Annotated in this window: 15 protein-coding genes and 2 pseudogenes; 10 read left to right on the top strand and 7 right to left on the bottom strand. The window is 73.5% G+C overall.

Features of this window, described 5'->3' with window-relative positions; all coding sequences use genetic code 11:
• Positions 1-23 precede the first annotated feature (23 nt).
• From ACF1FZ_RS11600 to ACF1FZ_RS11575, 6 genes and pseudogenes are all read left to right on the top strand, one after another.
• Complete coding sequence (locus ACF1FZ_RS11600) at positions 24-746, top strand: response regulator transcription factor (protein ID WP_391773170.1); 723 nt, start codon at positions 24-26, stop codon at positions 744-746.
• Positions 730-2,745: a sensor histidine kinase gene (locus tag ACF1FZ_RS11595; protein ID WP_391773169.1), complete on the top strand. Its 2,016-nt coding sequence runs from the start codon at positions 730-732 to the stop codon at positions 2,743-2,745. Before ACF1FZ_RS11600 ends, ACF1FZ_RS11595 begins: the two co-directional genes overlap by 17 nt.
• Positions 2,746-2,846: 101 nt before the next feature.
• Positions 2,847-3,209 carry a hypothetical protein gene (locus ACF1FZ_RS11590; RefSeq protein WP_391773168.1) on the top strand — a complete coding sequence of 121 codons (363 nt, stop codon included), beginning with the start codon at positions 2,847-2,849 and terminating at the stop codon, positions 3,207-3,209.
• Positions 3,210-3,304: 95 nt separating this feature from the next.
• Positions 3,305-3,904, top strand: coding sequence for a class F sortase (locus ACF1FZ_RS11585; RefSeq protein WP_391773167.1), 600 nt, complete (start codon positions 3,305-3,307; stop codon positions 3,902-3,904).
• 200 nt (positions 3,905-4,104) lie between these two features.
• Positions 4,105-4,299: pseudogene (locus ACF1FZ_RS11580) on the top strand (hypothetical protein); the annotation flags it as partial.
• Between the two features lie 701 nt (positions 4,300-5,000).
• A complete protein-coding gene (locus tag ACF1FZ_RS11575; RefSeq protein WP_391773166.1) occupies positions 5,001-6,539 on the top strand; it encodes a glycoside hydrolase family 43 protein in 1,539 nt (512 codons plus the stop codon).
• A 51-nt stretch (positions 6,540-6,590) separates the two neighbouring features.
• Here ACF1FZ_RS11575 and ACF1FZ_RS11570 read toward each other — a convergent pair.
• Both ACF1FZ_RS11570 and ACF1FZ_RS11565 read right to left on the bottom strand, forming a co-directional pair.
• Positions 6,591-6,916, bottom strand: a pseudogene (locus ACF1FZ_RS11570) (GNAT family N-acetyltransferase); the annotation flags it as partial.
• A 210-nt stretch (positions 6,917-7,126) separates the two neighbouring features.
• Positions 7,127-7,495, bottom strand: coding sequence for a hypothetical protein (locus tag ACF1FZ_RS11565; RefSeq protein ID WP_391773165.1), 369 nt, complete (start codon positions 7,493-7,495; stop codon positions 7,127-7,129).
• 415 nt (positions 7,496-7,910) lie between these two features.
• Between ACF1FZ_RS11565 and ACF1FZ_RS11560 the strand changes: the two genes are divergently transcribed.
• From ACF1FZ_RS11560 to ACF1FZ_RS11545, 4 genes are read left to right on the top strand one after another with little or no spacing between them, the layout of a single operon-like run.
• Positions 7,911-9,092 (top strand): polyprenyl synthetase family protein, encoded by a 1,182-nt coding sequence (locus tag ACF1FZ_RS11560; RefSeq protein ID WP_391773164.1) that lies wholly within the window; start codon positions 7,911-7,913, stop codon positions 9,090-9,092.
• The gene (gene crtI / locus ACF1FZ_RS11555; protein WP_391773163.1) at positions 9,089-10,624 is read left to right on the top strand and encodes a phytoene desaturase family protein; all 1,536 of its coding nucleotides are present in this window, start codon (positions 9,089-9,091) and stop codon (positions 10,622-10,624) included. The genes ACF1FZ_RS11560 and crtI overlap by 4 nt, the downstream gene beginning before the upstream one ends.
• Positions 10,621-11,607: a phytoene/squalene synthase family protein gene (locus tag ACF1FZ_RS11550; protein WP_391773162.1), complete on the top strand. Its 987-nt coding sequence runs from the start codon at positions 10,621-10,623 to the stop codon at positions 11,605-11,607. Before crtI ends, ACF1FZ_RS11550 begins: the two co-directional genes overlap by 4 nt.
• A complete protein-coding gene (locus tag ACF1FZ_RS11545; RefSeq protein WP_391773161.1) occupies positions 11,604-12,611 on the top strand; it encodes a DUF5914 domain-containing protein in 1,008 nt (335 codons plus the stop codon). Before ACF1FZ_RS11550 ends, ACF1FZ_RS11545 begins: the two co-directional genes overlap by 4 nt.
• Positions 12,612-12,614: 3 nt before the next feature.
• Here ACF1FZ_RS11545 and ACF1FZ_RS11540 read toward each other — a convergent pair whose 3' ends face one another.
• The 5 genes from ACF1FZ_RS11540 to ACF1FZ_RS11520 form a co-directional block, all read right to left on the bottom strand.
• A complete protein-coding gene (locus ACF1FZ_RS11540; protein WP_391773160.1) occupies positions 12,615-14,177 on the bottom strand; it encodes an FAD-dependent oxidoreductase in 1,563 nt (520 codons plus the stop codon).
• A complete protein-coding gene (locus ACF1FZ_RS11535) occupies positions 14,174-14,908 on the bottom strand; it encodes a class I SAM-dependent methyltransferase (RefSeq protein WP_391773159.1) in 735 nt (244 codons plus the stop codon). Before ACF1FZ_RS11535 ends, ACF1FZ_RS11540 begins: the two co-directional genes overlap by 4 nt.
• Entirely contained in the window at positions 14,905-16,113 is a 1,209-nt protein-coding gene (locus ACF1FZ_RS11530; RefSeq protein ID WP_391773158.1) for a lycopene cyclase family protein, read from the bottom strand. The genes ACF1FZ_RS11535 and ACF1FZ_RS11530 overlap by 4 nt, the downstream gene beginning before the upstream one ends.
• Positions 16,110-17,369: an NAD(P)/FAD-dependent oxidoreductase gene (locus tag ACF1FZ_RS11525; RefSeq protein ID WP_391773157.1), complete on the bottom strand. Its 1,260-nt coding sequence runs from the start codon at positions 17,367-17,369 to the stop codon at positions 16,110-16,112. Before ACF1FZ_RS11525 ends, ACF1FZ_RS11530 begins: the two co-directional genes overlap by 4 nt.
• 305 nt (positions 17,370-17,674) lie before the next feature.
• Positions 17,675-19,192 carry an alpha/beta fold hydrolase gene (locus ACF1FZ_RS11520; protein WP_391773156.1) on the bottom strand — a complete coding sequence of 506 codons (1,518 nt, stop codon included), beginning with the start codon at positions 19,190-19,192 and terminating at the stop codon, positions 17,675-17,677.
• Positions 19,193-19,247: the final 55 nt, after the last annotated feature.

Genomic DNA, 19,247 nt, shown 5'->3' with positions numbered 1-19,247 from the left:
GGGCCTCCTCTACGATCATCCCCGTGTGCGCAAACGTCATAGTCGCGGAAGACGACGCGAAACAGGCCGAGCTGGTCCGCCGCTACCTCGAACGCGAAGGCCACGCGGTCACGGTGGTCCCCGACGGCCTCGCCGCACTGGAGCAGGCCCGGCGAGGGGCGCCGGACCTGCTCGTCCTCGACGTGATGATGCCGCGGGCGGACGGACTCGACGTGGTCCGGATCCTGCGCGCCGAGGAGAGGGAGCTGGCGGTCCTCATGCTGACCGCCCGGGCGACGGAGGACGACCTGCTGCTCGGGCTGGACCTCGGTGCGGACGACTACATGACCAAGCCCTACAGCCCGCGCGAGCTCATGGCACGTGTACGCACACTCCTGCGGCGCACCCGGCGGGAGGGGGGACGCGAGAACAGCCACGTGCTGCGGGTGGGGACGCTCGCCGTCGATCCCGTGCGCCACGAGGTGGCGGTCGACGGAGCGGGAGTCGAGTGCACCCCGGGGGAGTTCCGGCTCCTCGCGGCGATGGCTGCCGAGCCCGACCGGGTCTTCACCCGGGAGCAGTTGCTCGCCGAACTCCACGGATTCGACCGGTACATCAGCAGCCGTACGGTCGATGTGCACGTCATGAACCTCCGCAAGAAGATCGAGCGCGCCCCCCGGCGCCCGGCCCGGCTGCTCACCGTCTTCGGAGTCGGCTACAAGCTCACGGACCCGCTGAAGGGGGTCCCGCGTGCCCCGGCGAACTGAGCCCGGCGGGCAGCGTCTGCGGCTGCCCCTGCGCAAGAGCCTCCTCGGTCGGCTGCTGGCGGTGTCGGCGCTGGTCGCGGCCTGTTCGGTCGCCGCGACCGCGTGGCTGGCCGTGCAGACCACGTCCGGAGCGATCGAGCAGGAGCAGGGCCGCAATCTCGCCGCCGACACCCGTGTCCTCGACTCCCTGCTCGCGTACGCGGCGGGGCACCCCACCTGGGAGGGCGTGGGAGCCACTGTGGACGAGCTGGCCGGCATGTCCGGCAGGCGGATCACGCTGACGACGCAGGGCCGGGAGATCCTCGCGGACTCGGCCGGCTCCTCCCCGCCGCCGCCCGCTCTGCCTCCCCAGGCGTCGGCGGTCGTGGACCCGCTGTCCGTGGCCGCCGTCTCCTCAGGGCCGGGGTCGGAAGCCGGATCCGTCACGGTCGCGGCTCCCGGTACGGACGGGGGACAGCGCTCCGGAAGCGACCGGGTCGACCCGCGGGCCGTCGGCCCGTTCAGGCTGACCGAGGCCGAGCGCGGGTCCCTGAGGCGCACCGCGGAGAAGACGGTGCAGTGCCTCAGCCGGTCCGGGATCGCCTCCGATGTCGTCGAGGGGCCGAGCGGGAGGCCCCGCATCCAGATCGTGGGCAACGACCCGGACCGTGTGCGCGGCAGCCGGTGCCCGACGGACGCGCTGGACAGCCCCACCGGAACGGAGGAGACGGCGCTCGGCGAGCTCAACGAACTCGTCAACGCGTGCCTGGACCGGCAGGGGAGAGAAGCGGTACGGCTCGATCTCGACCTGTCATGGGACACGGACGAGGAGCCTGTGGCCGCGTCAGCCGTGCCAGTGCCCGTGCCCAGCGTCAGTGTTCCGCAGGATTCCCTGCCCACCATGATGCCCACCCCCGCCCTCCCCGACAGCGAGAACGACCGGGACATCGCCTCGTGCATCGGCATCGCCCGCCAGGAACAGCTCAGTTCGTACGTCGCCTCACCCGCGCTGCTGTTCATCAGCGACCCGGGCGGCGGCGCCGTTCCCGGCTTCGAACTCTCCCCTTCGAACACGGCGAAGATCACCGGTGTCGCTGCGCTCGTCCTCGCGCTCACCGTCGGTGCCTCGGTCCTCGCCGGAGTCCGGCTCGTGCGGCCGCTGCACGCGCTCACGGGAGCGGCCCAGCGCATGCGCGACGGAGAGGACCCCTCCCAGGTGGTGGTCACCGCGGACAACGAGATCGGCCGCCTGGCCGCCGCCTTCAACGACATGTCGGCACACCGCGCCCGGCTGGAGGAACAGCGCAAGGTGATGGTCAGCGATGTCGCACACGAACTCCGCACCCCGCTGAGCAACATCCGGGGATGGCTCGAGGGGGCCCAGGACGGCGTCGCCGAGGCGGACGCGACGTTCGTCTCCTCGCTCCTGGAGGAGGCGCTGCAGCTGCAGCACATCATCGACGACCTCCAGGACCTCTCTGCGGCCGATGCCGGCGCCCTGCGCCTGCACCCCGAACCCGTACGGATCGACGAACTGCTCGCCCATGTGGTGGCGGCCCACCAGGCCCAGGCCGACGCGGCCGGGGTCGGCCTCGGCGTGGGCCTGGTGGAGGGGCACGAGCAGGTCCCCGAGCTGACGGCCGACCCGGTCCGGCTGCGGCAGGCGATCGGCAACCTGGTGTCCAACGCCGTACGCCACACCCCGGCCGGAGGACGGGTGACGCTGCGGGCGTACGCGGCCGGGTCCGGGGAAGCGGACGGAACGGTGGTGATGGAGGTCGCGGACACCGGCAGCGGCATAGCGCCGGAGGACCTGCCGTACGTCTTCGACCGGTTCTGGCGCGCGGAGAAGTCCCGCAGCCGCCGGACCGGGGGCAGCGGCCTGGGACTGGCGATCGTCCGCAAGCTCGTCGAGGCGCACGGTGGGACGACCGGCGTCACCAGCAAGGCGGGCCAGGGCTCGGTCTTCACCCTGCGGCTTCCGGCGGCCGGCCCTGATCCGATGAACACGGCGGTCTGACAGCTTCCTCACAACTCCACTCCAGTCTGTGGGCATGCCCGGCGCCCGACGCGCATCCGTGCGCGGGCACCACCAACGCCGAGCTGGAATCGGAGTTCTTCATGTCCCTTCGCCCGACCCTGCGCACCGCAGTCCTCGCCGTTGCCGGCCTGGGCGCGGTCCTGCTTCCGGCCACCGCGGCCGTCGCCGACGCCACACCCGCACCGGCGCCCACCGAGCTCACCGCGAGCCCGAGCGCCACCCCCGCGCCCGAGCGCGCCGAACCCACCGAGGCGGCCACTCCGGTCCCGGCCGAGTCCGTGCCGGCCGGGACGGTGCCGCGGGGCGGAGTCGACGCCGGGGAGCGCCCGGCGCGGGATGCCGCCGGTACCGCGCTGTACGGCTCCGCGGCCGGCGCGGCAGTGCTCGCCGGCGCCGGCGTCCTCGTACTGCGCCGCCGGTCCACCGCACAGCGCAACGGCTGATCCCCACCCCGCGACGGCGCCGCCCCCGCACGGGGGGCGGCGCCACCCGCTGTTCGTGCCCCCGCTTCCACCCGCTCACCGCACCCGGAGTACTCATGCCCCTCCCCTCGCACGCGTCAAGGCGGGCAGCCGTGTCCTTGGCGGCAGCCTGCCTGCTGCTCACCCCCCTCAGCGGATGCGGCACGGCCGAGGCACCCGAACCTTCCGTCAGGGCGGTCCCGGACGCACCCCGTGCACCGGAAACCCCCAAGGCGCCTGCGCCCACGCGGCTGACGGTCCCGTCACTGGGAATAGACACCGCGCTGCTGCGGCTCGGACTCAACGAGGACGGCACGGTCGAGGTCCCGCCGGCCGAGAAGGGCATGACGGCCGGCTGGTACGCGGGTGGTGCCGTGCCCGGAGAGCCCGGTGCCGCCGTACTCATCGGCCACAACGACACGCGCTTCGGCAAGGCCGTCTTCCACGACCTGCACGCGATCACCGAAGGTGCGGACATCACCGTGTCCGACGGGGGAGGGAAGCAGGCCCGCTTCACGGTCACCGGCACGGAGACCGTCAGCAAGAACGCCTTCCCCACCGAGAAGGTCTACGGGGCCACCGAGGAGCGCGTGCTCCGGTTGATCACCTGCGACGGGGCCTTCGACGCCGACGGCCATCCCATGGACAACCTCATCGTCTACGCGGCACTGCGCTGACGGGACAAGCGCTTCGTACGCGGAAGCCGGGCGCCGGCGGGTGGAGGATCTTTCCGCCGGGGCACTCCGCTCGATGGCCTCGGCCCCGCGCGGCTCCTGACGAGTACATGTGTACAGGCCAAGAATGCTCGCACAGTACGTATGACAACGTTATCTACGTCTTGAGAGGTGCGCTTTCCATGAGATGGACCCACTGGATGCGCGGTGCGGGCACGGCCGTCACCGGCAGCGGTTTCTGCCAGGACACCAAGCCGTACACGGTGTACACGATCACTTGTTTCGACCGGCCCTTCAGCACCTCCGGCACGTGGAAGGGCGACACGGTCACCGAGGGCTCGAAGGCCTCGTCCGCGGCCGCCGAGCGCAACGGCGCCTTCGTGCGCTTCGACACCTCGAACCCGGCGCGCTACATCCGTTCGGCGCGGACGGACGGGGCCGCGTACGGGAAGACCTGCCTGACCACCGACGACATCCGCGGCACACGTGACCTGTCCTTCGAGGTCGGTGCGGAGCCCTCGCGGTGGGGTACCTCGGCGGACGCGGCACCGCCCGCCCTGAAGTGACCCGCTGAACAGCGGTTCCCGCCCGTGTACAGGACCCGCTCCTCCCCGGGGGCGGGTCCTGTCGTGCCGCCCCGGCACCGGCGATCACGCGTCAGGCCGCAGAGAGCCGCCCGGGCCGCCGCCGACGGGCCGCACGCTCGCGGGACGGAGTGACGTCGGCCGGGCGGCGTGGGCACCGCGACCGGGCGCGGATGCCGGAGGGCACCCGGGTCGGCGACGGGCCGTGCGACGCGGCCGGAACGCGGGGGCCCGAAACCGCCTGGATGACGAGGCTTCCGGCGCCCCGCCCGGGCCCCGCAGCAGGGAGTGCACGCGCGACACCCTGTCGAAGCGCTTCAACAGAGCGAACTTCCCCGGAGGACGCGCTGACCCCCGGTGCCGGGAACGAGCGTCACGCCTCCGACTCCCCGTCCGCCTCTGTCGTGCTTTCTGCAGGGTCTATTGACACTCTTCCGCCCGACTGTCATTTTCGAAGCGCTTCAACGACCACGGCCTTGGGGATCGGCCCTGGCCCCCGGATCCGAGGACGGACCATGGCGTTCTTCGACAATCCCGTGATACCGGGCTTCAGTCCGGATCCGAGTATCTGCCGCGTGGGCGAGGACTACTACGTGGCGACGTCCAGCTTCGAGTACGTACCCGGGGTGCCGCTGTGGCACAGCAGGGACCTCGTGCACTGGCGGCTGATCGGGCACGCTTTGGACCGCCCTTCGCAGTTGACGCTTCCTGACGCGGCCCCGTCCTCGTGCGGGGTGTACGCCCCTACGCTGCGGCACCACGACGGCCGCTTCTGGATGATCACTACCGTGGTGGCAGGCGCGGGCAACGTCCTGGTGACCGCTGAGGATCCCGCAGGACCGTGGTCGGAGCCCGTGCCGGTCGCCGTACCCGGCATCGACCCCGATCTGGCCTGGGACGAGCGGGGAGACTGCTGGTGCGTGTTCTCCCACGACGGGATCCGCGGGGCGCGCATCGAGCCGAAGACGGGTGAACTGCTCGGTGAGCCGGTGGAGATGTGGTCGGGGAGCGGGCTCCAGTACCCCGAAGGCCCGCACCTCTACCGGATCGGTGCCTGGTGGTATCTGCTGTTGTCGGAAGGCGGAACGGAGCGCGGACACGCGATGTCGGTGGCCAGGGCCCGTTCTCTGCCCGGGCCCTTCGAACCGCACCCGGACAACCCCGTACTGTCCCACCGTAGTACCGGACATCCGGTGCAGAGCACCGGCCACGGCGATCTGGTGCAGGCGCACGACGGCACGTGGTGGATGGTGCTGCTGGGAACCCGGCCCCGCGGGGACACCCCCAAGTTCCACGGCATGGGCCGGGAGACGTTCCTGGTGCCGGTCAGGTGGGAGGACGAATGGCCGCTGCCGGGGCCCCTGGAACTCCGCGCCCCCGCGCCGGAACTGGTTCCGCGTCCCTGGCCCGCCGAGCCGTACCGCGACGACTTCGACGCCCCCGCGCTCGCACCCTGCTGGGTGACGCCGAGACGGAGCGACCCGGACGCCGTGCGCCTCGACGAGCGCCCCGGCCACCTGGTGCTGCGGGCCCGTGCGGAGGGCATGGACAGGCCCGGTGCGCTGTTCGTGGGAAGGCGTCAGCGCGATCCGGACTGCAGTGCCCGGACGCGGGTCGACATCGGCCGAGGAGGCCGCGGCGGCCTGGCCGTACGGCTGGACGAGGCGCACCACTACCAGGTGGAGACGGAGGGCGGGGTGGTACGTGCGGTCGCCCGCATCGGTCCGGTGCGTCAGACGGTGGCGGAAAGAGCGGTGTCCACGGGCCCCTTGACCCTGCGGGTGGACGTGACCACCACGGACGTCCTGCCGCCCACCGTCACCGCACGTCCCGAGGACCCCGGAGCCGCCGCACCGTCCGGCCTCCGTGTCGGAGGCCCTGACACCCTTCGTCTGGGATACGAAACCGGTGACGGGGAGTTCGAGGTACTCGCCGAACTCGACGGCCGCTACCTCACCACCGAGGTCGCGGGCGGCTTCACCGGCCGGGTCATCGGCATGTACGCGACCCTGGGCGCACCGGCCTTCGACTGGTTCGAGCTGCGGCCGGCCTGACGGCGCCCGCGCCGTGCCCCGGCCGCTGTTCGGGCGGGCCGGGGCACGGGCGGCCTCGAGCCACTGCCTGATGATCCCGGGCACGACCGGGCCGGTGAGGCCGGCGAACTCCTCGTGCTTCCTGAGGAACTTCGCCACGTACGGGCAGGCCGGCACGACGCGCCTGCCGGGGCCCGCACATGGCCCCACACCTCCTGCACGAGCACGCAGGCCGGCCCTCGGCCCGCGTGGGCGTCATCGTTCCCGGTGTGGAAGAACACACGCTGTCCGTCGTGGTCGCGGTAGGCGGTGAACCCCGCACCCGCCCCGTCGAACAGGGTCTCGTAGCAGTGCCTGGCGTCCACGTTCCGGACGGTGGGGACGGCGGCCCGGGTCATCGTGTGCCGCCTTTCAGACGTGTGGGGGTTGCCACGCGGTGCGATCGTGGCGTCGGGGAGGGCCGGGGATTCGGCCGCCTGGACAGCCGTCGGCACACCCCAAGCGGTCGGAGGCCGGCTCCCGGTGCTGGCGTGCCTCGACGACGTCCTCATGGCTACGGCCGGCGACGTCCCACCACATGACGATCCGGTCCCCGAACGGGGTGCCGCTCACAGCACCGCCCGGGCGGGAGCGTCCGTCTCGTCGGCCAGGGTCACTGCGTGGCTCCCGGGGCCGAGGTAGCCGAGCTCGGGCCCTGCCCACCGGCCGGCGAGGAGACCGTGTTCGAAGGCCGGGCCGGTGGTGAGGGTCGTGGTGGCATACGGGCCGGGGACGGTCGCGGCTTCCAGCAGAGGGGGAAGGCCCGGACCGAAGAGGTCTTCTCCGGCGAGGGAACCGAGGAAGACCCTGATCACGGCTCCCTCCCGGTGGACCGGCTCCGGCGCGTGGTGCCGGAAGTCGCGACCGGTGTCCCGGTGCGTCTCGGGCAGTGCCACCCACAGGTGGACGCTGCGCAGGGAACGCGTACGCCCCGGCACGCCTGGACCTGTCCGGCGGCGAGACAGCGGCCGTGGTCCGGGTGGCCGTCACCGTCCACGCCTTCGACCGGGGCTCCGCCATGAGCAAGCACCCCGTACGTGGTGCCCCCCGGCCATGACGTGACCACGGCATCGGCAGCGGCCGAGCCGCTCGGCGGACGGTGCGCCCTCCGCGCCACGGGCAGGGGCGGGGGAGGCCCCCGGCGTGCGGCCGCTGCCGTGATGCGCAGCGGTCCGGTGTCCTCGACGCGTGGGGCCGCGAGCCCCGGGCCGTCCTGACCTGTCCGACCCGCCGTCCGGGTGAACTCCGCTCCGTCTGGGCCGTGCGCCGGGCAGGCATAGGGGCAGCCGCGGTCCTCGCGGCTGCAGGCAGCGGTGGACGCGACAGCGGACAACCGGGCGAAAGGGGCTCTCCATGCTCGGTCCACGGACGACGCGGGCAGTGCCCGGCGGAGGCGCCGGCCCTCACCCCGGCGCCGGTGGAGGCGCCGGCCCCTGGCAGGCCCCGCGCACCGCCGCGGAGGCAGCCGCAGCCGTCGACGCCGTCCTCGCGGAGCACCTCCACACCAGACTGCGCGAAGCCCGGCAGGTTGACACGGTGTTCGCCGAGGAGGTGGCTTCCCGGGTCGCCCAGTTCGTCCTGCACGGCGGAAAACGGCTGCGTACGGCCTTCGTCTGGTGCGGGTGGCTGGCCGCCGGAGGCGCCGGGGACCCCCGGACGCCGCTGCGCATCGGTGCGGCCCTGGAACTGCTGCAGGCCTGCGCGCTGGTGCACGACGACGTGATGGACGAATCGCCGCTGCGTCGCGGAGCACCGGCCGTGCACGCCGATTTCGCACGCATGCACCGGACCGGCCGTATGAGAGGCTCCGCCGCGTCCTACTCGGCCACCGCCGCAGTGCTCGCCGGGGACCTGGCGCTGGCGTGGGCCGACGATCTGCTCACCGAGACCGCGCTGTCCTCCCCGAACGGCGACCGGTTGCACCGGGAGTGGAAGGCGATGCGCGGGGAGATGGTCGCCGGCCAGTACCTGGACATGCGCGCGCAGGCGACCGGTTCCTCCGACCCCGCCCAGGCCCGGAGTATCGCGACGCTCAAGAGCGCTCTCTACACCGTGGAGCGTCCGCTCGCCCTGGGCGCGTCCCTGGCCGGCGCGGACACCCGCACCACGGACACGCTGCGGTCCGCCGGACGGAGCGTGGGTCTCGCGTTCCAGCTCCGCGACGACCTGCTGGGCGCGTTCGGTGACCCGGCCGTCACGGGGAAGCCCGCGGGCGAGGACCTGCGAGGGCGCAAACTCACCTACCTCCTCGCCGTCGCGCTCCGGCTCGCCGCCGAGTCGAACGACACCGAGGCCTTGGCCGTACTCGGCCCCGAAGGCGCCGCACCCGGCCGGGGAACGGCCGACCGGATGCGCGCCGCCCTGGAACGTACGGGTGCGCGGGCGGTGGTGGAGGAGGAGATCGCCGGGTTGTCGGCATCGAGCCTGCGTCACTTCGCGGCCGCCGGAGCGGACGACCACTCCCGGCGGGAGTTCGCCGCGCTGGTGGCCAGGGCCGTGGGCACCGCACCCGGCCGGAAAGGGGAGCACGCATGAGGACCGTGTCCGGCCCCACGGACCACGTGGTGGTGGTGGGCGCGGGCCTGTCCGGTCTCGCCACGGCCCTCCACCTGCTCGGCGCGGGCCGCCGGGTGACCGTCGTCGAGCGCGACGCCGGACCCGGAGGCAGGGCGGGACGGCTGGAACTCGGCGGCTACCGGGTCGACACCGGGCCCACCGTCCTGACCATGCCGCACCTGGCCGACGAGGCCTTCGCCGCTGTCGGGGACAGCCTCCACCGCCGGGTGGAGCTCATCCCGCTGCACCCGGCCTACCGGGCCCGCTTCGCGGACGGCAGCGGGCTGGACGTCCACACGGACGGCGACGCCATGGAGTGCGAGGTGCGGAGATTCGCCGGGGCGTCGGAGGCCGCGGGGTACCGTCGGCTGCGCCACTGGCTGGAGAAGCTCTACCAGGCGCAGATGCACCGCTTCATCGACACCAATTTCGACTCGCCCTTCCAGCTCCTGCACCCCGACCTCGCCCGGCTGGCGGTTCTGGGGGGCTTCGGCCGGCTCGATCGGCAGATCGGCAGGTTCCTCTCGGACCCACGGCTGCGCCGGGTGTTCTCCTTCCAGTCGCTGTACGCGGGAGTCGCCCCGGCCCGCGCGCTCGCGGCCTACGCCGTCATCGCCTACATGGACACGGTCGCGGGCGTCTGGTTCCCGAAGGGCGGTATGTACGCCCTCCCCCGGGCGATGGCGGACGCGGCCGCCGACGCGGGCGGAGAATTCCGCTGGTCCGCGGAGGTGAGCGCACTGGAACGCTCGGCGGGGCGCGTACGGGCCGTGAGACTGGCATCGGGCGAGCGGATCGCCTGCGACGCGGTCGTCCTGACACCGGACCTGCCCGTCGTCCACCGGCTCCTGGGAAGGGCGCCGCGCCGCGCCGTGCCGCTGCGTCACGCGCCGTCGGCGGTGGTCCTGCACGCGGGCACGGACCGCACCTGGCCGCAGCTGGCGCACCACACGCTCTCCTTCGGCACCGCCTGGGAGCACACCTTCGACGAACTCACCCGGGCCGGGCGGGTGATGAGCGACCCGTCACTGCTCATCACCCGTCCTACGGCACACGACCCGTCCCTCGCGCCGCGGGGCAGGCATCTGCACTACGTCCTCGCCCCGTGCCCCAACACCACGACCGGCCCGTCGGCGGGCACCTGGCGCGGCCTGGGACCGCGTTACCGGGACAGCCTGCTGGCCGAGCTGGAGCGCCGCGGACTCGACGGCTTCGAGGCCTCGACGGAACAGGAGCTGCTGGTCACCCCGGTGGACTGGACGGCCCAGGGACACGCGGCGGGCACCCCCTTCTCCGTGTCGCACACGTTCGCGCAGACCGGCCCCTTCCGGCCGCGCAACCTCGTACGCGGCTACGACAACGTCGTCCTCGCCGGCTGCGGGACCACACCCGGGGTGGGCGTGCCGACCGTACTCGTCAGCGGCAAGCTCGCCGCGGCCCGCATCACGGGCCCTCCCCGCGCGACGGGCGTCCGCCGTCGTCCCCCCGTCCTGGAAGGGCAGAACCGATGAACCGACGCGAACTGGACGCCGCCGGGATCACCGGGCCTGCCCTGCGCGCCTGCTACGCCCGGTGCCGGCGGCTCAACGCCCAGCACGGGCGCACGTACTTCCTGGCCACCCGGCTGCTGCCGGTGGAACGCCGCTGTGCCGTACACGCGCTGTACGGTTTCGCCCGCTGGGCCGACGACATCGTGGACGACCTCGACCGCCGGCAGCCGCCCGGGGAACGCGACCGCCTGCTGCGGCTGCTGGAGAGCGACCTCGCCCACGCACTCCGTACCGGAGGCGGGGTGGAGCCCGTGGTCAGGGCCGTGGCCGACACCGCCGAGCGCTATGCCATCGACCACGTCCTGTTCGCCGACTTCCTCGCGTCCATGCGCAGCGACCTCTCCGTCACCGACTACCCGACCTACGCCGATCTGCGTGCCTACATGCACGGTTCGGCAGCGGTGATCGGCCTCCAGATGCTGCCCGTGCTCGGGACGGTCGTGCCCCGTGAGGAAGCGGCCCCGCACGCAGCCGCGCTGGGCGTGGCCTTCCAGCTGACCAACTTCCTGCGGGACGTGGGCGAGGACCTGGACCGCGGGCGCGTCTACCTGCCGGCGGACCTGCTCGCCGCTCACGGAGTGCAGCGGCCCCTGCTCGAGTGGAGCCGTCGCACCGGGCGGCACGACCCGCGCATCCGGGCCGCCTTCGCCGACGCCGAGGCGATGATCCGGAGCGTCTACCGGGAGGCGGAACCGGGCATCGCCATGCTGGATCCGCACGTGCGGCCCTGCATCCGGACGGCGTTCGTCCTGTACCGGGGGATCCTGGACGCGATCGCGGCCGACGGCCACCGGGTACTGCACCGCCGTGCCGTGGTGCCGCGCCGACGACGGGTCGTCACCGCCGCGGGCGGGCTCGCACGGATCCTGGGAGCGCGGATGCGGACCGGTCCGCCCGTCGCGGCTCAGGACGCGGTCACCGGGGCGAAGGGCTCTCTGCGGTGAACGCCCCGCGAGGAAACCGGGGCTGGACGTCACCGCTGCGGGTGCGGCGGGCCGTTCGCTGGGAGCACCAGGCCCCGGCCTGGCGCGAGGCGAAACCCGCCCTGATCGCCCAGGCGCTGAAGCGGGCCGTCGCCCGGCCGTCGGGCAACTGGTACGTCGTCGGGGCCTCCCGGGAGATCGGGGCACAGGGCCGCCCGTACGGCAGGACGATCGCAGGGGTGGAGGTCGTCCTGTGGCGGTCGCAGGAGGGCGCACTGCGAGCAGGCCCGGGGGCGTGCCCCCATCTGGGGGCCCCGCTGCGCGACAGTCGCGTGGTGTGCGGCACGCTGATGTGCCACTGGCACGGCCTGTCCCTGGACGGCGGGCCGTTCGCCGGATGGGAGCCGTACCCGGTGCACGACGACGGAGTGCTGGTCTGGGTGCGGCTGGACCCGGCAGGGGGCGAAAGCCCGCTGGAGCGCCCCGTCGTGCCGCCGCGACCGGCACCGGGGAACGCGGTGGACGCGGTGTTCACGGCGGCGGGCCGGTGCGAGCCCGAGGACGTGGTCGCCAACCGGCTCGACCCCTGGCACGGTTCCTGGTTCCACCCCTACGCGTTCGTCGGCCTGAAGGTGGCCCGCACTCCTGAGGACGGTGGGGAAGACGCGTTCGCCGTCGAGGTGTCGTTCAAGGCCGCGGGCCGGCTGGTGGTGCCGGTGCGGGCCGTGTTCACCGCGCCGGGACCGCGCACGGTGGTCATGCGGATCACCGACGGTGAGGGTGCCGGATCAGTGGTGGAGACCCATGCCACGCCGCTCACCGCACCCGGCGCCACGCACCCGCGGACTGTGGTGGTCGAGGCCGTCGTCGCGTCCTCGGACCGCCGGGGCTTCGCCCTGGCGCGCGCCGCGGCGCCCGCCCTGCGGCCGTTGATGCGCCGGACGGCGGGCCGCCTCTGGCGCGACGACCTGGCGTACGCCGAGCGCCGCTGGTCGCTGCGGAGCTCCGGACGCTTCCCCGGCTGAACGTCACCGCCGCGCGGCCCGGCCCGCGAGGGCGCGCAGCACCCGGGAACGCCCGGAGCGCGGGACGGTCCAGAGCACCTGCCCCCTGATGCCCCAGTCGGCGAGAAGCGCGTTGGCGGCCAGGAACCCCGAGGTCGCCGCGCGCTCCATCAGGGCGACGGGGAGGCCGGTGCGGACCAGGTCGCCCGCGAGCATGACGCGAGGATGAGGTGTGCGCACGGCCGGCCGGCGGCGGTAACCGCCGACGGGGAAGACGGGGCAGTCGGCGCGCCATTCGTGTCGGGCGTCGACGACCCCTGCGTCCACGGTCTCGGGATAGACCTCGTGCAGCCGGCCGAGCATCCGGCGCCGGACCTCCTCCGGCTCGGCCCCCCCGTCCACGGCGTAGGCGTGGAGTTCGACCACGGAGCCGCCCGTCCGCGCGGCCCAGCGGGCTGATTCACCTTCCCAGCGGTCGAGGACGCTGATGTTGTCGAGCCCGTCGAAGCCGCTGGTGCCGAGGAAGCCCGCGCGGTCCTTGCGCACGGGGCGGTCGAGCCAGAGCCGGGACACCAGGAACGGCGGCGCGGTGCGCAGGGCCGCGATGTCCGCGCGCCAGGACGCTTCCCCCAGTTGCCCGGAAGCGCCCACGACATGGCGCAGGCCGCGGGTGTCCAGGGCGAGGACCACGGCCTGATGGCGGCCGGCCGGCCCGTCGGTCTCCACACACAGGTCTCCGCCGGCCACCGGGCGGACGCGGTGGACGGGGGTGCCGGTGCGCACCTGGGTGCCGAGTCCTCGCAGATAGCCGCGCAGAGGTTCCCAGAGGGCCTGGGGAAACGGCTCGCGCGGCACGTCGAAGAGGAGTCCCTCGGAGGACCCGAGGAAGTAGATGTGGAACATCAGCAGCAGTTCGGCGGCGGACAGTTCGCGCGGGTCGGCGAAGAAGCTGCGGGAGAACACCTCGAAGGCCAGGTGACGGGCAGCCTCGGGGAAGTCGATCCGGTGCAGGAAATCCTCGGCGCTGATCCCGTCGAACCGCTCGTACACCTCGGGGACCCGGACGTCGAGGAGGGGCAGGGCCTCGCGGGGGTTCATCACGGCGAGGTCGCGCCAGCCGAACGACGGGCTGAGGGCCACGAATCCGAGGGCGTTCCACGGCGGGGTCCTGGGCACGCGGGCGAATCCGTCCGACATACCGCTGCGGTGCAGGAGCGGATAGTCCGGCAGTGGGGTGAACGCCGTGAGCCGGGGGTCCGTACGGCGCAACAGCCCACGCAGGTTGTAGTACTGGCGGAAGAAGGCGTGGAAGCCGCGGCTCATCGTCACCCCGGACCCGTCGGCGAGGCGCACGGGCCATCCGGCGAGGCGCCCCCCGAGCGTCTCGCCCTGTTCGTACAGCGTCACACGGACACCGCGTTCGGCGAGCGCGGTCGCCGCCGCGAGGCCGGCGATGCCACCGCCGATCACCGCCGCCGAAGGCGCGTCACCGGTGAAGCGTTCACGGCCGGGTTCCGGCAGGAGCACCTCCGCCCGGCGGTCCCGACCGTGCCGGCCGGCGTCGGGCCGGGACCTGCGGGCCCTCATGACGCCTCGGGCGTGGCGGGTTCCACGGCACTCCGGGCGAGGAAGGCGTGAACGATACCGGTCTGCCAGCCGCCGACGGGCACGGTCCGCACGAAGGGGAATCCCGCCCGGACGATCCGCTGCGCGAAGGCGGGCGCCGTGTCGAACGCCAGGACGCTCCGCCACAGATGGCGGTACAACTCGCGGTCACCGGTCAGCGTGCCCACCGGGACGATGAGACTCCGGCAGACCGTGTTCCACACAGCCCGGTGCACCGGCGAGCCGCTGAGGCTGTACTCGTGGGCCAGCAGACGGCCGCCGGGACGCAGGAGGGCGCGTACGGTTCGCAGGACCTCGCCGGGTTCTGCGACATTGCGGAAGAGGTAGGCGGCGAAGACGGCGTCGTACGAGCCGTCGTCGTCGGTGGTGGGGAGTTCCTCCGCGGACCGGTGCAGGAAGCGGACGTTGGAGGGCCAGCGTTTCGCGCGCGCCCGCTCCAGCATGCCGGCGGAGGCGTCCACCGCGGTGATCCGGGCGCAGGGGGCCGCCCGGAGCAGCGCTCGCGTGGACGCGCCCGTACCGCAGCCGAGATCGAGCACCCGCAGACCCCGCCCGCCGCGGGGCAGCCGGAGGCGGTGCGCCGAGCGGAGGAGGTCGGAGCGGTAGCCCGGGCTCAGCGCGGTGAGCCGGTCGTAGGTGTGGGAGGCGTGATCGAAAGCGCGTGTCAGGTCATGGTCCCGCAGCAGGGTCATCGGGGGCTCTCTTCGGATCGGCCGGTGGTCCGGCGGGTGAGGAAGGGGAGCTCGGCCGCGGTGCGGAGCATCGGGCCGACGGGCGTGCGCAGGCCGATGCCGAACTCCTCCCACGGCGTGCTCCCGCCGTCGAGGAAACGCAGAAGCCGCTCCATGGGGACGCGGCGGAAGAGGTCGGTGAAGAAGCGCGGCCCGTCCACACGCCCGGTGTCCAGGGCCCGGAGCAGTACGGCGTCCATGGCGAGAGCCCTGCGGCCGTGCGGCCGGGGCACGTCCGGGCGCCCGCGGTGCAGTGAGGTGGCGATGGCCCGGCTCTGACGCTGCACCGCGGCGAAGGTGTAACCGGTCGCCGGCCGGGTGGCGCCCCCGGCTGCCCCGATACGGAAGACGGATCGGGCGGTCCGGCGGGGGAAGCGCGCATCGGTCATGGGGATGACGCCCTGCTCGGCCGACTCCACGGTGAACCGGCCGAGTCGCAGGACGCCCCCGGTGTACTGCCGCAGAGCGGCTTCGTACGCGGTCGTCGTGAGCGGGGCACGGGAGAACTCGGTGTACTCCACCAGCGCCCGGTCCGGTGCGAGCGGCAGCACGTAGCCGAAGGCGAGCCCATGGCCGGGCTGCGGTACCCGGAAGTCCATGAGGTCAGCCACCGCGGGATCGAAGCAGGGGGCCGCGGTGTGGACGAACCAGCCCCGGAAGTGCTGCTTCAGCAGCGTGCGGTGCGGCGGTGTGTCCCGCACGGGCCGTGAGTCGAAGACGCGCCTGCCGCGCAGGACGAGCGGCCGTCCGCCGGCCGTCGTGCAGCGCACTTCGGCACCGTAGGGGGCATCGCGTACCTCGTGTGCGGTGGCCCGCAGGACGCGGGCCGTCGGGGACGCCGCGAGGCGGGAGTGGACGAGCCGTTCGAAGGAACCCGAGCGCACCATGCGATAGCGCAGGGGCACGGGGGCCGACTCGACGACCTCTCCCTCAGGCCCTCGCACCCTCAGCCGCCGCCACGAGGCGACGACGGCCTCCTCGAACTCGCCGGCGCCCGCCTCCCAGTAGCACCAGGTGCGTTCCGCCGGACGCAACGGGCCCTCGGGGGCCTCGACCAGCGTCACTTCCGTGCCCGTCCTGGTGAGCCAGTGGGCGAGGCAGAGTCCGGCGGCCCCACCGCCTACGACCACGGCGTCGTCCACGCGCCCCCGGATGCGCCCGGTCACCTCGTGGGAGTCCGCGCCGCCGCCCGGTCGGCCAGCACCTCACGTGCCGCCCTGCTGCCGGAGGCGAGAGCGCCCTGCACCGATCCGGTGGCCCGGTGGTCCCCGCAGACGTACCGGCCTCGTGCGAAACGCGTCGTACGGCTCAGGGGCCAGGGAGGCCGCATGGCGGGCAGGGCACCCTCCACGGTGTAGGCGGCGACCGTCTCCCAGGTGCTCGTATCCGTGTCGTACAGCTCGGCCAGCCGCGCGCGGACCGTCTTCTCGGGCGGACCCGCGCCGAGGAAGGAGCTCGACACGAGCGCCGTGCCCGGGGGCGCGTAGGTGGGGGCGGCCTCGGTCAGGACACAGCTGTTGAGGACGGCGAGGCCGCTGTCCACGACCAGTGTCGGCTCGGTCAGCGGTGACCGGCCGGCCGCGTGGTAGTACGTCGTCACCGTACGGCTGTCCGGGACCGGCAGCCCGGGCAGCAGACGGGTGGCCGTGGCGGAGTCCGTGGCCACGACCACGGAGGCGGCCGCCCGCTCGCCGCCGTCGGCCAGGAGCACCCCGGAGTCCGTGACCCCGGCGACGGGGGAACCGAGCCGGAGGGAGCCCTCCGGAAGGCGGGCGGCGAGCTGGGCCGGCACGGCGCCGATGCCGTGGGCGGGCAGGCAGAGCGTTCCGCGCGCCATGCTCCGCCAGACCAGGTGCAGGAAGCGCGCGGAGGTCTCGAGCCCCTCCTCCAGGAACACCCCGGACAGGAAGGGCCGCATGAAGTCCTCGATGGCACGTGGCGACAGCCCGGCGCGGACGAGGGCCTCCGCCGCGGTGCGGTCGGGCATACGTCCCAGGCGCCTCGCGGGAAGCAGGACGTCGCGTGTGGTGAGCACGGCGAGCGCGGCGAGGTCCCGGGCCGGGAGGGCCCGCCCCGGCAGCAGCTGTGCCGCGTCCTCCGGGCGCCGGGTGGGGTCGGTGACGCGTACCCGCCCCGAGGGCGTCCGGGCGACGATCCCGGGAGTGAACGGCCGTAGACGCAGTGCGCGCAGGTCGAGGCGCTTCTTCACCTGCGGGTAGGAGGTGTTGAAGACCTGGAAGCCGCGGTCCAGAAGGAAGCCGTCCCTGCGGTCCGTGCGCATCCGGCCGCCCACCGCGTCGGCCGCCTCCAGCAGTTCGACGCGGAGACCGGCGCCGCTGAGGTCCAGGGCGCAGGCCAGTCCCGCCAGGCCGGCGCCGACGACGAGGGCATCCGGCCGCGGGGGGTGCTGTCGGTTCGTCATCCGTGTCCCTCGGCTCGGTGTCCCCGCACCACTGACGGGTTGTCAACCCGATCACGTTCCGGGCCCCGAAGCCAGCAGCCGCCACCTGGATCGCCTCTTCGAGTGACCCGTGTGGCTGCCGGGCCCCTCGCTCCCCGCCTCGTACCGGAGGTCTTCCTCCGAGGCGTCGACGGTCCGCCCCGCGGCACCGGTACGGTCCGTGTGCTTCTCGGCCGTCCTGCCCGTCACGTCCTGACCGTGGATCGAGGAACGGCCGGCCGCCCCGGCAGACGGGGCCTCGGCGGGAGCGCGGCAGGGCGGCCGGCTCAGGCCGTCAGGTGGCGCAGAACCGTACGCATCGCACGGCGCACGGCCTCGCCCGATTCGCCGGTGCGGTCGACCGTCTCGAAATTGTGGTGGCCGTTCGGTACGTCGACCACCTCGATGTCCGCCCCGTACTCGTGCGCGGCGGACAGGAACTCCTCCACGGTGGCTGCGACAGAGGCCGCCTCCAGCCCGGCCCGGACCAGCACGAGCGGCAGGGAGCCCGCGTGGGCGACCGCGTCCGCCGGGTGGAAGCGGCTGCCGAGCCGCCCCCAGTTCGGCAGAGGCGCCATGATGGGGTAGCTGGCCGCCAGGCAACGCAGCCACGGCGGGGTCCTCCCCATCCAGTCCGCGGTGAGCGGACCGCTGCCCGAGAAGAACCACAGGGCGACCCGGTCCGCGTCCACCCGCGGATCGGCCCGGACCCGCTCCACCGCGTCCGCCAGGTCAGCGGCGGCCTGTTCGTAGTCGGTCACGGCGTGCAGCCGGTGGTCGAGGGTCACCCCCGCCACCCCGTGGCCGGCGGCGAAGCGGGCGTATCCCTTCAGGACCGGCCAGTCCCGTGGGGTCGGGCGGGCTTCGCGGGGCACCGGGCCGCCGTGGACGAAGACCAGCGCCGGGCGGGGACCGTGCGCGGCGGGCGGCAGGTACAGGTCGATGTTGCCGGTCCGCTCACGGGGGAGCTCGGGTACCTCCAGCAGGAACGGCTGCACCCGTGTGGCGGCCACCGGAGTCAGCCGTCGGCCCTCTCCGGCCGCGGCCTGCAGGAGCGTCACGGCCAGCGCCGTGGGGCTCGACAGCATCGGCCAGTGCCCTGTGGGGAGTTCGAAGAAGGTCACCCGGGGATCGGTCAGCGCCTGCAGGGTGGGTTCACCGAGGTCCACACGGGCCTGGACCATCGCGATGCTCCCTCCGTTGCCGCTGCACAGAATTCCGGCCATGGGCACCGTGGCAGCCGCGCCGGTCAGTCTCAGAGGCTGCAGGAGCGTGTCCAGCGGCTGCGGGGAGGCGAGGGCGGTGAGACGGTCGAGTGCCGCGTCGGAGACGTCCGCGGTGCTGCCCCAGAGCTGCCAGGCATCGCGCGCCGGAGGCGGCAGCTCCGCGTCTGCCCCCTGTGCTCGTTCCCCGGCGGCGCGCAGCGCTTCTTCGCGCAGGCCCTGGTCGGCCACCGCGGCCAGTGCGGGAACACCGTCCCGGGGCAGCCCGGAGTCCAGATACACGATCCGGGCGACCGACCCCGCCCGCCGGTCGGCCGCTCCCACCACCGGATGGATGCCGTAGTCGTGACCGACCAGCACGATCTCCCGGCCGGCCACCTGCCCGACCGAGTCGATCACCGCGAGGACGTCCGCGATGTGCGTCTCCAGATCGATGCCCGTACCGGCGGGGGGACGGGTTCCACCGAGTCCGGCCAGGGACACCGCATGGACCTCGGCCCCCGCCGCGGTCAGCCGCGCCGTTGCGTCGGCCCACACGTGCGGGCCGGTGAACATACCGGACACCAGGATGAACACGGTCATGGTCTCTCCTCGATACGCCGTCGTCCGTAGACCGGCCCGAGGGCCCGGTCCTTTC

The sequence above is a fragment of the Streptomyces sp. NPDC014623 genome (assembly GCF_043088245.1).
GTDB lineage: Bacteria > Actinomycetota > Actinomycetes > Streptomycetales > Streptomycetaceae > Streptomyces.
The sequence above is the reverse complement of the archived record's forward strand: the minus strand, read 5'-3'. Positions and strand labels throughout refer to the sequence as shown.

What these genes read in the sequence shown, in the direction of transcription:
- ACF1FZ_RS11525 (WP_391773157.1), bottom strand. Translation starts at nt 17,369, where the DNA reads ATGACGAACCGACAGCACCCCCCGCGGCCGGATGCCCTCGTCGTCGGC.
- ACF1FZ_RS11585 (WP_391773167.1), top strand. Translation starts at nt 3,305, where the DNA reads ATGCCCCTCCCCTCGCACGCGTCAAGGCGGGCAGCCGTGTCCTTGGCG.
- ACF1FZ_RS11560 (WP_391773164.1), top strand. Translation starts at nt 7,911, where the DNA reads ATGCTCGGTCCACGGACGACGCGGGCAGTGCCCGGCGGAGGCGCCGGC.
- crtI (WP_391773163.1), top strand. Translation starts at nt 9,089, where the DNA reads ATGAGGACCGTGTCCGGCCCCACGGACCACGTGGTGGTGGTGGGCGCG.
- ACF1FZ_RS11540 (WP_391773160.1), bottom strand. Translation starts at nt 14,177, where the DNA reads ATGAGGGCCCGCAGGTCCCGGCCCGACGCCGGCCGGCACGGTCGGGAC.
- ACF1FZ_RS11590 (WP_391773168.1), top strand. Translation starts at nt 2,847, where the DNA reads ATGTCCCTTCGCCCGACCCTGCGCACCGCAGTCCTCGCCGTTGCCGGC.
- ACF1FZ_RS11550 (WP_391773162.1), top strand. Translation starts at nt 10,621, where the DNA reads ATGAACCGACGCGAACTGGACGCCGCCGGGATCACCGGGCCTGCCCTG.
- ACF1FZ_RS11575 (WP_391773166.1), top strand. Translation starts at nt 5,001, where the DNA reads ATGGCGTTCTTCGACAATCCCGTGATACCGGGCTTCAGTCCGGATCCG.
- ACF1FZ_RS11520 (WP_391773156.1), bottom strand. Translation starts at nt 19,192, where the DNA reads ATGACCGTGTTCATCCTGGTGTCCGGTATGTTCACCGGCCCGCACGTG.
- ACF1FZ_RS11535 (WP_391773159.1), bottom strand. Translation starts at nt 14,908, where the DNA reads ATGACCCTGCTGCGGGACCATGACCTGACACGCGCTTTCGATCACGCC.